General features: G+C 39.6%; 15 protein-coding genes and 1 riboswitch. All 15 genes read right to left on the bottom strand.

Translation table 11 applies throughout. From position 1 onward, the window contains the following. Positions 1–92: 92 nt before the first annotated feature. Positions 93–1,988: an asparagine synthase (glutamine-hydrolyzing) gene (asnB, locus tag ACX9NY_RS07090; protein WP_175395183.1), complete on the bottom strand. Its 1,896-nt coding sequence runs from the start codon at positions 1,986–1,988 to the stop codon at positions 93–95. Between the two features lie 210 nt (positions 1,989–2,198). After that, a complete protein-coding gene (locus ACX9NY_RS07085; protein WP_301882202.1) occupies positions 2,199–2,672 on the bottom strand; it encodes a C40 family peptidase in 474 nt (157 codons plus the stop codon). 5 nt (positions 2,673–2,677) lie between these two features. Beyond that, a riboswitch (cyclic di-AMP (ydaO/yuaA leader) is annotated at positions 2,678–2,811 on the bottom strand. 165 nt (positions 2,812–2,976) lie between these two features. Continuing rightward, positions 2,977–3,684: a response regulator transcription factor gene (locus tag ACX9NY_RS07080; RefSeq protein ID WP_175395185.1), complete on the bottom strand. Its 708-nt coding sequence runs from the start codon at positions 3,682–3,684 to the stop codon at positions 2,977–2,979. A gap of 89 nt (positions 3,685–3,773) precedes the next feature. After that, the gene (locus tag ACX9NY_RS07075) at positions 3,774–5,165 is read right to left on the bottom strand and encodes a sensor histidine kinase (RefSeq protein WP_472477801.1); all 1,392 of its coding nucleotides are present in this window, start codon (positions 5,163–5,165) and stop codon (positions 3,774–3,776) included. 186 nt (positions 5,166–5,351) lie between these two features. Then, positions 5,352–5,972, bottom strand: a complete 621-nt coding sequence (locus ACX9NY_RS07070; protein ID WP_472477799.1) for a nitrite reductase — start codon at positions 5,970–5,972, stop codon at positions 5,352–5,354. A 227-nt stretch (positions 5,973–6,199) separates the two neighbouring features. Continuing rightward, a complete protein-coding gene (locus ACX9NY_RS07065; RefSeq protein WP_175395187.1) occupies positions 6,200–7,108 on the bottom strand; it encodes a WD40/YVTN/BNR-like repeat-containing protein in 909 nt (302 codons plus the stop codon). A gap of 252 nt (positions 7,109–7,360) precedes the next feature. Beyond that, positions 7,361–8,353, bottom strand: coding sequence for a stage II sporulation protein P (locus tag ACX9NY_RS07060; RefSeq protein ID WP_175395188.1), 993 nt, complete (start codon positions 8,351–8,353; stop codon positions 7,361–7,363). Between the two features lie 361 nt (positions 8,354–8,714). Then, on the bottom strand, positions 8,715–9,272 hold the full coding sequence (locus ACX9NY_RS07055; protein ID WP_175395189.1) for a YdhK family protein: 558 nt from the start codon (positions 9,270–9,272) through the stop codon (positions 8,715–8,717). 416 nt (positions 9,273–9,688) lie between these two features. After that, positions 9,689–10,132, bottom strand: a complete 444-nt coding sequence (locus ACX9NY_RS07050; protein ID WP_175395190.1) for a protein-tyrosine phosphatase family protein — start codon at positions 10,130–10,132, stop codon at positions 9,689–9,691. A gap of 1 nt (position 10,133) precedes the next feature. Next, the gene (gene arsC / locus ACX9NY_RS07045) at positions 10,134–10,559 is read right to left on the bottom strand and encodes an arsenate reductase (thioredoxin) (protein WP_175395191.1); all 426 of its coding nucleotides are present in this window, start codon (positions 10,557–10,559) and stop codon (positions 10,134–10,136) included. A gap of 2 nt (positions 10,560–10,561) precedes the next feature. Beyond that, complete coding sequence (locus ACX9NY_RS07040) at positions 10,562–12,013, bottom strand: arsenic transporter (RefSeq protein ID WP_472477795.1); 1,452 nt, start codon at positions 12,011–12,013, stop codon at positions 10,562–10,564. Continuing rightward, the gene (locus ACX9NY_RS07035; RefSeq protein WP_175395193.1) at positions 12,010–12,339 is read right to left on the bottom strand and encodes an ArsR/SmtB family transcription factor; all 330 of its coding nucleotides are present in this window, start codon (positions 12,337–12,339) and stop codon (positions 12,010–12,012) included. The genes ACX9NY_RS07040 and ACX9NY_RS07035 overlap by 4 nt, the downstream gene beginning before the upstream one ends. A 293-nt stretch (positions 12,340–12,632) precedes the next feature. Then, positions 12,633–13,670 (bottom strand): flavin-containing monooxygenase, encoded by a 1,038-nt coding sequence (locus ACX9NY_RS07030; protein WP_472477793.1) that lies wholly within the window; start codon positions 13,668–13,670, stop codon positions 12,633–12,635. Between the two features lie 88 nt (positions 13,671–13,758). Next, positions 13,759–15,147 (bottom strand): NAD(P)-binding domain-containing protein, encoded by a 1,389-nt coding sequence (locus ACX9NY_RS07025; protein ID WP_472477791.1) that lies wholly within the window; start codon positions 15,145–15,147, stop codon positions 13,759–13,761. A gap of 64 nt (positions 15,148–15,211) precedes the next feature. After that, positions 15,212–15,640 carry a MarR family winged helix-turn-helix transcriptional regulator gene (locus ACX9NY_RS07020; protein WP_029881702.1) on the bottom strand — a complete coding sequence of 143 codons (429 nt, stop codon included), beginning with the start codon at positions 15,638–15,640 and terminating at the stop codon, positions 15,212–15,214. Positions 15,641–15,794 lie beyond the last annotated feature (154 nt).

Here is a 15,794-nt window from a genome sequence, read left to right as displayed (position 1 = left end):
AATCCCCCAGGTATAGAGAACTCATTAAAATGAACTCTAATCCGAGGGGACGATATTTCAGAACTATATTGGCGACGTTACTGACTTTTTTATTACAATATCATTCTATTGGAAGATGGACCTGAAAAGGAATACGCACGATCTTCAATATATATTTGATGCCATAAGATAAATACAAGAATGGTCCACAATTTACGGCTTGCATCCAATTTCCCTTCCTTATGGATCTCAAGTAGCTGCAATACATACGTTTTATTGATCCATTGATCTACGTCTGCTGTCATAATCAGATTCCTAGCCCATGAATACCATTCACTTTTTAACCATACTCTCGTTGGGACAGGAAAACCTAATTTTTTTCGTTGCTGTACATCAGGTGGAACCACATCTTTCATAGCATCACGGAGTAATAATTTAGTTGCTGTGGGTGTAACTTTATACTTTGTAGGGATGGTAGCAGCTAATTCAAATACTTTGGTATCTACAAAGGGAACGCGAAGTTCCAAGGAATTTGCCATCGACATTTTGTCTGCTTTCATTAGGATATTCCCACGTAGCCACGTATGAATATCAATATACTGCATCTGTGTGACTTCATCATATAACTTCGCTTGTTCATAAAGTGGCTTAGTCACCTGCTGGGTTGGTTTACATACTCCCTGCTCCGATAACCATGGTGCTAATACCTTACTTTTTTCATGATCCATAAAAATCTTCGCATTTCCAAAGTAACGTTCTTGCAGAATAAGACTCCCTCTTTCCAAGAATCCTTTGCCTTTCATGCCGGTAGGCATTAATCTTCCAAGATGTCCTGCAAGACTTCTCCATGGACCTGGAAGACCCTGAAACATGCGGAGAGCATAGGGTTCCCGATAAATGTTGTAGCCACCAAAAAATTCATCTGCACCTTCACCTGAAAATGCCATCTTAACATGCTGACTAGCCAACTTCGATACAAAGTAGAGACCCACGGCTGATGGGTCTGCTACTGGCTCATCCATATGCCATATTAGAGAAGGTAGTATATCTATATAGTCGCGGGCATTAATCCGAATTTCATGATGCTCAGTCCCTAAATAGGCTGCTGTCTTCCTAGCATCATCCAATTCACTATAGCCCGGCATATCAAATCCAACGCTGAATGTTTGGGTTGGCTCCAAGCGATGAAGTAAACCAACTAAACTGCTTGAATCAATACCACCCGATAAGAATGCTCCCCTAGGGACATCTGAGTTCTTATGAATACGAACAGATTCCGTTATTACTGATCGTGTTTCCTCTACTAAATCGGAATACGACCTACTTTCATGGGGCTCAAACTTCACTTCGTAATACGGTCTGATGGTCATTCCATTATTCTGTACAATCAAATAATGGCCTGCTTTCAGTTTATGGATCTCTTTGAACATCGTTAGAGGTTCAGGTACATATTGAAATGTGAGATACTGATAAAGAGCATTTTCATCCACTTCCCTATCAATCCTACCTGAAGCCAGCAACGTTTTAATTTCAGAGCCAATCATGTATCCGGAGGCGGTCTCACTGTAATAAACAGGCTTGATTCCGAAATGATCCCGTGCCGCAAATAAAAGATCACTCCTTTGATCCCATATGGTGAACCCAAACATGCCTCGTAAATAGTTGACACATTTAATTCCAACGTCCTCATAAAGCCTCAGTAATACTTCGGTATCGGAATCTGTATAAAATGTATACCCCTTCTGACTCAACCAATCCCTCAACTCTTTATAATTATAAATCTCTCCATTGAATACCAACCAAATATCTTTGTTCTCATTGGTCATGGGCTGTGCCCCGTGCTCAATATCCAGTATACTTAGTCTCCTAAAACCCAGACCGATATGATCATGGATATATATCCCTTCATCATCTGGGCCACGATGAGCTATGGAGTCGGTCATATGTTGCAGAATGTTTGCATCTACTGGCATACGATATTTGTTATATAAACTTACAAATCCACACATAGGGCTATTCTCCTCTAATCAATATAAGATTAGTTTAGCTTTTATGTATGTGGAATCTGTGAAAGATTACCGTCCATATCATAAATCACAGTTTAGATAAGTTATTTACTTATTTATTAGTTTAGTTCACTGGAGAATGGTTCTATCTGTTCGAGGCAAGTTGCTAAACAAAATGGACAAACCCGTGAATTACCCACGGGCTTGTCCATTTTAATGACTATCGTTAACCATTTTAAGATAGTTCTGCTCGCTAACCACTCTACGAGCTGTTACATATTTGGTTTTATAATAACTTTCAGATAAGCTACTAATTCGAACACCCTTACTGCTTGATGAATGTGCAAATTGATTGTTACCTACATAAATTCCCGCATGTGAAATGCTGCGACCATTCGTATTGAAGAAAACGAGATCCCCTGGGCGTAATTCTTCTTTCTCTACAAACGATCCCTTTGCTGCTTGCATACTAGAGGTGCGCGGCAAATCTAGTTTAAACTTATTAAAAACATACAGGATAAAACCGGAACAATCAAAACCAGATGTTGTTGTCCCACCATAAAGGTATGGCGTTCCAACCACTTCTTTTATTTCTTCTGTTAGCTTTGCCTGACTAGCAAATGCACCTGTTGCTGTGGAGGTAAATAAAACTGCTGCTCCAAGAACCGATAAAATGACTTTCTTCAAACTTTTGTTCCTCCCTTAGATGCCTACGGAGTTAGCTTAAGGATTCGGTTAAAGGCTCCCTATATTCTTTTCTTACAAGAATAATTCACCCAACAAATGGTTCCCCCGTTTTCAATACGAAATTCGGCAAAAATAGTTAAATATTTGTAACCTATAGAGTATTATATTGTTAAATTGTGTGGATTTAATGTGGAATTCTCGTATATCTTATTCTAAAAAAGAAACGACCGTCTCCTGCTGAAGTTAGGGAGCGATCGCTTCTTAGCACATGTTCTTTTTGTATTGCCGAATTCTAGTTATAAGTTCAAGGCTCCTCTACACTATACAACCACTTATACCCTATGCCCCAAACCGTTTGAATGGGGTTCTGTTCCAATCCAGCCAACTGCAACTTCTCCCGGATATTTTTCACATGGGTGTCTACGACTCGGTTATCCCCAAAAAAGTCACTTCCCCAGAGACGTTCAATGATTTCATCTCTAGAGAAAACTCTTTGTGGATTCTCGGCCAATATAAGCAATATATCAAGTTCTTTTTGGGTCAAATCCAGATTTGTGTCGAGTACCATAACCTGTCTTCGATCTGGATAAATAATCATGTCAGTATACATGATTTTTTTACCGATTTCTTTAAGGCTTAAAGACTGTGAAGAGCGTCGAACAAGCGCAAACAAGCGAGCAATGAGTTCATCAGAATTTACAGGTTTCACCATATAATCATCAGCACCGACACCTAACCCATGTACCTTATCCTTCACATCCCCTCGAGCTGTAAGCATCAATATAGGTGTTTCAGTAAACGATCTGATTTTTTCACAAAGATGCCATCCATCCATATCCGGCATCATAACGTCTAATAAAATGACATGATACGAATTTTTCTGAAGATAGGACAGTCCTTCGGTTCCATTATGAGCTTCCGTAATATCAAAACCCTCTTTAGTTAAATAAATTCGCAACAGATTTCTCATGTTCCATTCGTCATCAATAACTAATGCTTTCAATTTATTCATATGGTCATCCCATCCATTTCATTAATCTTTAGTAATATGCGGTTTCTGACCGTAAATTTGAACGATCATTAGCTCATTTGTTTCACATATTATATTTTGAAGCTGTGTGATTTTAATGAAGAAGAGGTGATGGACGGGAACATCACTTTAAATTGCGTCCCCTCTCCAATTTTACTTTCCACATGAATTGTTCCTCCTTGTTGTAAAACAAGACTTTGAACAATGGACAGCCCCAGTCCTGTTCCTCCATATGCCCGGGATCTGGATTTCTCAACCCGGTAAAAACGTTCAAATATATTGGGAAGTTCTTCTGTTGAAATTCCGGGTCCCGTATCGCAAATGCTTATTACAACCCCTTCTAATTCAGAAGTTAAAGAAACTTGAATATACCCCTCGGCTGTGTAACGAATGGCATTATCCAATAGATTCAAAATAATCTGTTCCAGTCGGTTAGAGTCTACAAAAATATGGGGTACGGGACTCAACTTACTTCGAATCGTAAGATCTTTTTCTTGGGCTTTTAATTGAACCTTATCTATAGACCTTTGAATAATCGAAGTGGGTTCTACAGACATCAGTTTCAAGTCAATTTTACCTTCTTCCATCTTAGACAATTCAAAGAGATCATTTATGATTACATTTAAACGTCGTGCTTCCTCAGAAATGATTTGTAGATATTTTTTCTTTTCTTCATCATTTTCCACAAGATCTTTAGCCAATATGTCTGCATACCCTTCCATATAAGTAATGGGTGTTTTCAATTCATGAGAGACGTTGGCAAAGAACTCCGAACGATTATCTCGATATTGTTTTAATTCTTTAGCGAGGTCGTTTATGGCTTGTGACAATGAACCAATCTCATCTTTAGTTTCCACAGGAATTTCAAGATTCAGTTCTCCTTTGGCAATTTGGCGAGTTGCACTTTCAATTTTTAATAATGGATTCGATAATCTTTTGGATAGAAAAAATATGCAACCCAACGCTAATAACAGTGCTCCAAATCCAGTGATAAACAGTAAATTTCTAATCGTTTGGATCGAATCTTTCATATTTTCTAGAGAACTAATCACGTAAATCCCTTTGACCGTTGGATTAGTGGTTACGGGGATACCATGAAGCAGGTAAAGTTCGTTATTAAAAGTGAATTCTCTTTCCACCTTCTTCCCTTCTAACAATTTGCGATTATCCCAGATATAGTTAGGATAAATGGAGGCGTCTGAAGTCTTTGATTCAATGAATCTTCCTTGTGAACTCAAGATGTACATCTGGACGCCTGTAAAATCAGCCATTTGTTCCGCACTGTTGCCTTGCTCCTCAAGCATAGTAGACAAATGTGCTGCTAACTCATTAGCTTCATCGTGTACCTTTGATGACAAAAAATTCGTGAATATGAGGTTAAGTACAATACTTAGCAATATTAAAATCCCAATAAACAAGCTGAAAATGGTAAAGCTAAGTTTTAAATGAATTTTATTCCACACCGAATATATCACCTTTTGAAATCATATTAGGAAAACAAAACAGTCGCCATTATGGCGACTCATAAAATTTATTTTGACTCAGAAAGGACGAATTGTTTTTCACGCTACGTAGTATGCACTTCATTTGTTATTAGACGGTTCCCCACTTGCAGTGCTTTAATTTTATTTTTGCCAAATACTATAGAATTAAAGCATTCTCTTTAATTCTTCAGCAGTGATTCTCTTCAAAAACTTGCTGAATTTTTCTTTACCTTTTGCATGAATTTTGTAATAATCGATTATTTTCATTACCTTTTGTGTCACTTCCGCTTCCGTTAAACCAGCTAGAAAAAGTTCAGCCAAAGAAGCTTTGATTCCCTTTGGATCTCCACCTATATACATATCGAATTTGTCTTTCATTTTAACGATTCCGATATCTCTCAAGAGTGGTTCACTAGTCCCGAGTGCACAGCCAGCATATCCGATCTTCAGAGGTGTCGGTGTCAATATCCCAGCTATAGCTTGATTTAACTTTTGAGCAATGTCTAGTCCGGAATCTTCAGCCCCTCTGCAGAAATTACAAGCGATCAAGGCCTTAGTTGCATAACCTGCAGGGTTTACCTCAAGTCCAATGCTTCGAAGATTGTCAGTTACGACGCCTTCCGATTCAGCCGATATTTCAATATAAAATTGTTTAAACGGAGTCATCTCGGTCTTTTGCTCTGGACCCATAAGTTTACTGATAGCTGAAAGTTGTACTGCAGTAAACAAGCTTCCTCCTACTTGAACCGGTGGGGAAACTGCAATCATCAATCTTTCATTGTTCACTTCTTTTTCTCCTTTAACCGAATTAATGTTATAAAGAATGCGTTTAGTTTATTGCCCTCTTCATGTATTTCATATGACTGAATCAAAGCAACTCTTACTTAAGTCCACCGTTGCATTTGATGACTTTAGAATACCCCCCTATAGTATAATTATCAAGCTTTTTCTTTATATATACACTTTGATTTAAATTCTTTTTCATAATAAAGGAGCTACCTAGGTTTATTCTTTCACGATTCCCCTAAAGACCAGTTCTCTCCACCATCATTGCTTTCATAAACCGAATACTGATCTGTCACAATGATGAGCCGATTGGGATCTTGTTTTGAACTTTTGATCCCCAAAGGCATCTCACCATTTAAGTCTACGTCGAGGTCAGACCATATTTCCAAATCAGTAGATTTTAAAAATCCACTCTCTGTCATGATAATCGTTCCTCCATCGAACAAAGACAGTACTCCGTATGCCGGCTCGTTTGTAATCTGGATTTGTTCCAAATCTCTGCCCTTGACATTATAGCGAACCAGCCCTGATTCCGTTGCAGCCAAAATGGTCTCTTTAGCCGAAGGAAGTATAGAAATCGAATACGCCCCTTGGGGGATACTTCCGATTTTGTTCCACTGTTTCCCACCATCCTTCGTTTGATACACATTGTTGTCAGCACTAGCCAACAACGCAATTAATCGACTTGAATTCCTCGGGTCCATCGCTAAGTAGTGCACATCCGGCTCATTGGGTTTTGCTTTATTTGGAAGTCCATTCTCTGCAGTTTCCCAGGTCTCCCCACCATCATTAGAACGTTTCACAAAACCATGGCCCGCGACAAAGATGTTCATGGGATTATTCGGATTCGTTTCAATTGCCATTACATCACTTGTCATAAGTTCTTTACGAGTTCGCTGCCATTTTTGATCTATAAATTCATATATACCATTATGAGTTCCCATCCATATGGTTGTATCATCATCTGCAAAACTAAAGATATGCGGATGGGTGGTGGACTGAGGTGTTAATAGATCCAAATTTGCAGTCCTGTCTTCTCTACTCTCCCCCCAGAAAATAAAACCGACAATCACTACTAATGATAATGCGAGATAAAATCCAACACCCAGGGATAGCCCTTTTTTCTTTTTTGGCATGGGTCATTCTCCTTGTCTAAAATAATTTTAGGTCAGTATAGAGAAAAATTGTGAAGATTCTGCGTGTTTTGACGAAAATATAAAGGAGGACACCCTATATCTACAAGATGTAATAGCTTAAATATACAAGCGCATCAATAGCCAATGGTCAACACGATTTCCATGTATCAGCCCATGATCAGCTTTTAGTGGGGGAAAATCAATAAAAAAACCCAATCAGCAGAGCTAATTAGGGTGAGTGCATACTTACTGTTATGAGAGGGTTGAGCCATGGTCTTCATGCCAGATTTGATGGATTACATCGGCCAAGATCGAAATCGTTCTATAATTTTCTTCAAGTACATTTTCTACACCACCGATTTCGATCAGGGCACTAGATTCAGCAAGCGATTGGTTGTATTGTCCGTTACCGCTAGAATGATCTTTTGAGTATATCCCCTTTGATATTCCGGGTATTTTCTTGTTTAATTTATTCTGTAATTTGGTGGCAAACTCCATCGTTTCTTGCCAATTGGGATTTTCTTTTCCTACGACAAAATATAATTGTGCATAGTTAAGTTCATCAAACTCTATGGTCGTCTGATCTTTGGGTTGTGAATCACGATGGATATCAAAGACATAGTCAATGGATTTATGATTAGACAATTCTTGGCTCAATGTATCCTTCGAATAACTATACGATTTAGCGTAATCGAAGTTCTTAACTACACTTGGATAATCAGCAGTAGATTGAATCACATTCATCCCCTTTGCTGTTAGTTTTTTAGTGAGGTCCTCTCCTAGTAAGGTGACATTAATATTAGAGTCAAATGCTTCATCTGCAGAGGTTTTGCCTTGCAGCTCCGGCAACCAAGATTCACGGTTATGAGTATGATAAATAAGAATTTGTGGTTGTGTGGATCTAGAACCACTTTTTTGCTGGTCTTTGTTTTTCGTGACGGTTATATTATTTGGCTTCTTAGTCACATGCTCATGGTTTGTATTTTCATTTTTTGTTTTAGTCGTTGATTTGGTTATCTTATCTTTAGAAGCCTGATTATCCTTACTCAGTTTGGTTACTTCTTTAGATTTTATTCCGACTGTTTGATCTGAAGTAATGTTGTTCATCTTTACCTGGTTGCGTGGAGGTAGGCTTTCCTCTTCAGGAATGAAGTCAATGTACATAGGGATAACCTTCAAGGAAATTATGAAGGATGCTAGAAATGTAAAAACGACTAACTTACTCCTTCTTCTTCTACGTGCCATTTCGTTCCTCACTTCCTTTTCGTTTTGTCTCTACCATTTCTATTCGCTTTTTCATAGAATAGAACAAATGCCCTTCCCTTACCCGCAATAAAAATAGGAAGGCCTTTGAAAGCCTTCCTTTGGATTTATATATCGATCTTATTGAATTAATTGCCTGTTCTCGACCTCAATTTTTTTACTTTTTCTTTTCATGTGTATACCAACAATGGTTAGCGACTAAGAGGCTAGATCTTCTGAAAGATATTCTTTAATTTTTTGAGATTTTGAACACGACAGTCTATAAAGTATGTAGTTTAACTTCGCTACATATTGCAGCATAAGAAAGAATGACGTCATTACTGACGTCATTCATCATAAAGAGCTATTTTGTAGAAAGTTCACTCTCTACTAACCATTGGTGATTTTTAACCGGGTTTCCACCGGTTGCTGGTGTATAATCGACCATATAAACCGTTGTTCTCTCAGCTGAGTCAATAGTGGCCTCAGCACCCATCATGCCTTCCATATGATCAGCTTCAAGGGTAACCTTGTCCCCTTCTTTTAAGGGCTCACTGCCTGCATCTTTGATTTCTTCTTGAATAACCCACTTATGATCCGGTATTGGGTCTCCTCCAGTAGTCGGAGTAAAAGTTACTGTGTAGGCTACCGTATCATATGCGCCTACTACTGTTGCCTTTGCTCCGTTCATACCCTCCATGTGATCAGCTTGAATGACGACTTCGTCTCCAACTTTATAAGTAGGATTCTCCGCATCCTTTATACCCTCCGGAACCTCACCCGATCCTGAATGATCCATCTCACCCATATTCGAGTGCTCGCTTTCTGTAGCCGTGTTGGAATTGTTGCTGTTTTCCTTGTTCCCACAGGCACTCAACACCAATATAACTGCCAAGCTAAGTAAAACAAGTGATTTTTTCACTGCTTTCACGCACCTTTACTTTTATTTTTTTGTACTTATGGGTGGGTGTAATCGAGTCACTTTAACATTTTACCCAAAAACTTTGAAGATATTGTGAAGATACTCCGATTGATTTGAGCATTTTAACAACTTCTTTTCAAGAATGTACGCTGAGCAAATGCTAGGAACAAATTGCATTTCTAGTTTTTTGGTGATATTATCCCCTTGTTTAATTCAACTATCCTGGCCCTTTAGTTGAACAAAAACAGCCGATCACATTGATCAGCTGCTTTCTTTGTTGTATTGAACTAACGTTTCCCGGTAGTAGAACAAAAGCAGCTCACCCTCTTGGCCGACGGCCTCCTTGTTTTAGTGAGCTATCGTTCCCCGAAAGCAAAATCCGGACGATATTGTTTCCTAATTCGACTTTATCAAATCTATTTGGAATATATTTTTTGTAATAATTCCTTTTGCACAGGCTTAATATTGATGATATTTCTGATTTCTTTTGCCTTTGTTTCAGCATCATCAAGTGTACTTGCCAAACCTAGTTCTAATAGTATACCAGCTGCAACGGTCCCCGTTCTGCCCTTGCCTCCTCCACAGTGAAAGGCAACTTTCTTGCCGGCGTTATGAGCTCCAACAACCTCATCAATTGCATGTTTAAAAAGCTCGGCTTCATTTTCTTTTGTATTGTCATCAAGCGGAACTTTCACCCACTTCACATGATCCGCAGGATACGCGCACTCTGTTGCTTCTTCCCGCAGATCCACCACGACTTCAATGCCTTCGTTAAGAACCATTGCCTCAACGTCTGCCGCTCCGCCCATAAAGATTTTGTCAGCAATGAGTGCATGGTACTTTTTCTCGGCATGATTCATTTTACTTACCCTCTTTCAAGAATTGCTCTATACGAGCTTTGATTGAATCACGGACATCAGCGAATGTAGCTGTGATTTCTTCCTCCGTACCTGTCGCCTTTGCTGGATCATCGAAGCCCCAATGCCATCTTTCAGCCTTGTCATTACGTACAACGGGACAATTATCATTGGCATGACCGCAAAGCGTGATGATGTAATCTGCTTGTTTTAAAATCTCAGGATCAATTACATCCGATGTATGATTTGAAATATCAATTCCAGCTTCTTTCATGGTTTGAACAGCACGGGGATTTAAGCCGTGAGCTTCTAGACCAGCACTTCTCACCTCGTATTTATCACTTCCAAGTGCTTTCAAAAATCCATCGGCGATTTGGCTTCTGCAAGAGTTTCCTGTACACAAAAAGTAAACAAGTGGTTTGTTGTTCATGTTTATTGATCTCCTTTATCTTCGGTTTGGCTAACTTTTACTAGTTCATTTTGAAATTTCGCTTTGCCCATTTTTGTGTTAATCAAAGCTTTTACCAACATAGCGATAACAATTAATACTACAGTGATAACCGCAATGATTAACCAAACATTTACGCTTGTTGCATGGATCAAATGAAGCCACAAATATAGTCCTGTCAATGTGATAAAGAGCGTTGGGATAGTGAGCACAATCCCAATTTTAAAATAACTCCCCCATGTGATTTTTACATCCTTACGGGACAGTACGTGTAACCATAATAGTGTTGCAAGCGAGCCGATCGGTGTGATTTTTGGACCCAAGTCACTGCCGATAATATTGGCATAAATCAGTGATTCTCGAATCACACCTTGCGTATTGGTCGCATCAATAGCTAGCGCATCGATCATCACTGTGGGCATATTGTTCATGACCGAAGACAATATCGCAGCTAGGAATCCCATGCCGATTGTGGAGATGTAGAGCCCCTTGTCGGCAATGGCTTGAATGACTTTCCCAAGTTCATCCGTTAATCCCACGTTTCGTAGTCCATAAACTACGACGTACATACCAATTGAGAAAATCACGACTGCCCATGGAGCCCCTTTAATGAGCTTCCACGTTTGTATTGCCTGACTGCGGCGTGCAGCCAAAATAAACAAGATTGCAATAATCCCAGCGATGACAGACACCGGAACTTGAATGAACTCGCTCATCAGGTACGCGACAAGAAGCACGGCTAAAATCACCCAAGAGAATTTGAACAGCTTCTTGTCTTTGATTGCATCAACTGGCGTTTTGAGCTGACTGACTTCGTAGTTCCCTGGAATACTTTTTCTAAAAAACAAGAACAAGACCAGAAGACTCGCTAATATTGAGAAGAAATTAGGGATAATCATCCGACTTGCATACTCCACAAAACCAATACCAAAGTAATCAGCAGAAACGATATTGACGAGGTTGCTGACTATAAGTGGGAGCGAAGTTGTATCTGCAATAAAACCACTTGCAATAATAAAAGGCAAAATCATCTTTTGATCAAACTTGAGCGCTCGAACCATGGCAAGCACAATAGGCGTTAATATCAGTGCGGCACCGTCATTCGCAAAGAACGCTGCTACCCCTGCACCAAGTAGCACAACATAAACGAACATCAGCTTACCATTGCCTCTTGCGAGCCTTGCCATGTGTAGAGCAGCCCATTCAAAAAAACCGATCTCATCTAAAATAAGTGAAATCAGAATAATGGCTACAAAAGCAAGCGTGGCATTCCATACAATTCCTGTAACCGTACCCACATCGGATAGACTTACGACCCCAAATAGGAGAGCGAGAACAGCTCCAGCAGATGCTGACCACCCAATATTAAGTCCCTTAGGTTGCCAAATCACAAAAGTGAGTGTAAGCAAAAAGATTAAAATTGCAATGAGTGTCATGCTTCCTCCTCAGGACCACAGCAGTTTTTCAATCCTGCTATGTTGTCTTTCATGGAAGGCAGGTACGGATACACACATTGAACATATGCTTTCGCTTCAGGATTAAGGGAGTAGTAAACCCACTGCCCTTTTTTCTTTTCATTAAGAAAACCAGCTGCCTTCAGTTTTCGAAGGTGCTGACTGGCGTTTGGTTGAGACATCCCAATAATGTCTGTGATATCACATACGCAAAGTTCCTGTTCCTGAAGTAGCGCAATAATGGTCAACCGCGTTTTATCAGCTAATAACTTATATGCCTCAGCCATTTCCTGAATTTTTTGTTCCATATGTACCTCCCCTGTGATTATCTTCGTTGGCTTCATTTAATGATATAATCATATAATAAACCAATTATATAATCAATTGCGAATATATATAAAATTATATAAAATTCAATTCACTAAAAAGCCGGTAATAAAATTACCGACTTTAACGTCGCTATCTTTGCTCTCGAACTAAAAATACACATTTTGACTTAATGAAAGAGTGACCGTCTTCCATCTTTAATATCCTTCGTCTGATACTCAATGACTCCCCTTCATTTTAGTTCACAGCTTATACCATTTCTAAATCCAATACCTCACAATTTTTTCGCAAGCGCTAGGACCGCTTTCTTCGCATCTTCCCCTGCACCTCGAATCGTCGCCGAAGCAAATGATGTCTGCCAGGGTATACCTACAAAATGAATATTTTCATCGATTTGTTTTAAGGGGTTACCCAGGGAATCAAGAACATTCAATCCGTTAAGATATTCAAAATTTGAAATATAACCTGTAGCAAAAATAACGGCATCCACATCTTCACGAGCATCATCTGACCACACTACACCTTTTTCCGTAAAAGCTTTAAACATATTTTTAGTGTCTGGCCTATTTTTATCAATTGCATCTTTATAAAAACCATTATCAAGGACACCTTCACTGTTTTTCTGCAGTAGGCGTTTACCCCAAGTCGATTGATCGAGTCTAAGTATGGTTAGCCAAAAATGAATATCTTTCCCCGCAATGACCTGCGGCTTAAATTTGATCGGACTTCTGGATGCAATTGTTACATGGGCCGCCCGGGCAAGTTCAACGGCTATTTGGACAGCTGAATTCCCTCCGCCCACAACAACGATGCGTTTGTTTTTAAACTCTGCCTCATTTCGATAGTCTTTGGCATGAAGCATTTCCCCCTTAAATTGATCCATCCCTGGAATGTCTGGAATACGAGGATTTACAAATGCCCCACTTGCGCAAATGATGGACCGTGTAAGAAACTTTTCTCCGCTCAAGGTATGGACCGTATAGATATTGCCTTCCTTATCCACCTTGATTACTTCTTGCCCTGAGTATATTGGAAACTTAAATGTAGCCGCATAGGAATTTAAGTATTGAACAACCTCATCTCTGCGCGGATAATAATTTGCACCGCCTGGAAATATAAGTCCTGGCAATGAGGAGTACGCTGCGGGTGAGAACAACGTTAAGCTATCATAATAATTTGCCCATGATCCTAAATGTTCTTCACTTTTTTCGAGTAGAATAAAGCTCCGTCTAGCTTGCTGTAAGTAATATGCTGCTGCCAAACCTGATTGACCACCGCCAATGACAATGCAATCATAAATAATGTTTTCCATTTTGCCCTCCTTCTATAAAAAAGCTACTGCATCACGTTAAGGATGTAGTAGCTTTGAATTCTTGTTTATCCGTAGCAAGAATTTGATCCTACCTTTCCGATTTTGAAGGAGAGCAGCAATTCGTAGAGGCTTCCTCCACTTGTACGGGTTCACAGCAGCTATCTGCACCACTAGCCCCCAGACTGCAAACACCTGTCTCCGGCAGTTCCAGCTCTACTTTTTGTGCTGACTCCATATCTCCCACTAAAGCCGCTACAATGGATCTGACTTGCTCGTATCCCGTCGCCATTAAGAAGGTTGGTGCTCTTCCATAACTTTTAGCACCAACGATATAAAAGTCCTTTTCAGGTTGACGTAGTTCCTTTTCGCCATGAGGTCTAACTGTACCGCAGCTGTGTATATTGGGATCAATTAATGGCGCGAGCTCATAAACGCAGTCTAAACTGGGGTCCATTAATACCCGCACTTCGCGGACAATCGATAAGTCAGGACGAGAACCTGTATTACCTACGATTTCATCAATATGATCAATAACCACTTTTACATTTCGAATGGCTCCGGAAACCTGTATTTTTCCACCTTGTTGTTTAAGTTCTTCAATATGGAATGCCGTCATGACTTTTACTGTACCGGATTCAACCACCTTTTGAATTCGGGTACCCAGTTCTCCTCTTGCCTGTAGCCCATCTAATTCTCGACCGCCATACACATCTTCAATATTTGCCTTACGAATTGCCCAAACAATTTCAGTTCCCGATTCCTCTTTTTGAAGCTCTGCAAGTTCAAGCAAAGTGTTGATCGCAGAATGTCCGCTTCCTACAACAAGAACTTTCTTGCCTTTATAACGATTTTTCTCTTTCCCTAATACAGCAGGAATACCGTATGAAATGTGGCTTTCAAGCGCTTTTTCTTCTTCTGAAAAAATACCGTCTGAACGAAGCGGGTTTGGATTGGACCATGTTCCAGAAGCATCGATAACTGCCCGCGCCTCATAAATAAACGGGGATCCGTTTTGTTCAACATGGATAACAAACGGAAGTTTCTCGCGTCCACTTGTTTTCACTTTGCTTAACCCTTTACGACTGATCGCAGTAACTTTCGTATTCAAATGCATGTATGGACTTACTTCAGGTAGTGCAGCCAAGGGTTTTAGATAATGCTCAACAATCTCCTTACCCGTTGGGATCTTTTCGTTTTGTGGAGCAACCCAATTCGCCGATAGCAGCAACTCTTTAGCAGCTTTATCGATGTTATACTGCCATGGCGAGAACAGTCGTACATGTTCCCATTTTCTAATGTTTGCCCCCACTTCATCTCCAGCTTCAAACAACATAAACGGCTCACCTTTTGAAATAAGTTGTGCCGCTGCCGCAAGACCAACCGGTCCAGCTCCAATGATTGCAACAGGCAATTTGCCCTTCTCTTGTACTGGTGCTTCGCAGCAGTTTACTTGGTTCACAGGAATATTTTTAATCATTTTAGTTTCCTCCTCATAATTACTTGTATTTTGCAAGTATTATATTAAATAAATGGGATAAATATTATCCCAGTGGTGTACAGCATACGCTGGATTTCGCCATACTTTCGTTTAGCAGTTTGACGGCGTTGATGACCATATCCCGTTCAAACTCAGACATATGCGAAAAAACTTCTTTTAAATAATCATTCATCTGCTCATCAATGACAGTAGCGACAAATTTACCTTGTGTAGTCAAGGATAATATGTAAATCCGCCGATCTTCTGGTAATGGCGTTTTTTGAACCAATCCCAACTTCACGAGACTTTGAACCTGACGGCTAAACGTTGTGATGTCAATGGAAAGTGCATCTGCCACCTGCTGAATGGAGGGATTATGTTTACGATCAATTTCATAAATGATATGACTTTGAACGAGTGAAATATCCAACCCTCCTGCGGTGCAGCAGTTTTTATCCAATAATCCAAAACGCCGTGTCATGATCTGAAACATCTCTCTTAAGTTGTTTTCCAATTCCCTCACCTCTTGTTATAGTTATACCCTTATTATTTGCAAAACGCAAATGTTTTTTTGTTTTATTCTTTGCCCTTCCCATTTCGAATTACAGTATGATATATAAACATGTAAAAAACAAACGTAGGAGTGA

The sequence above is a fragment of the Paenibacillus sp. CB74 genome (assembly GCF_055687625.1).
This window is presented reverse-complemented; position numbering and strand designations above follow the sequence as displayed.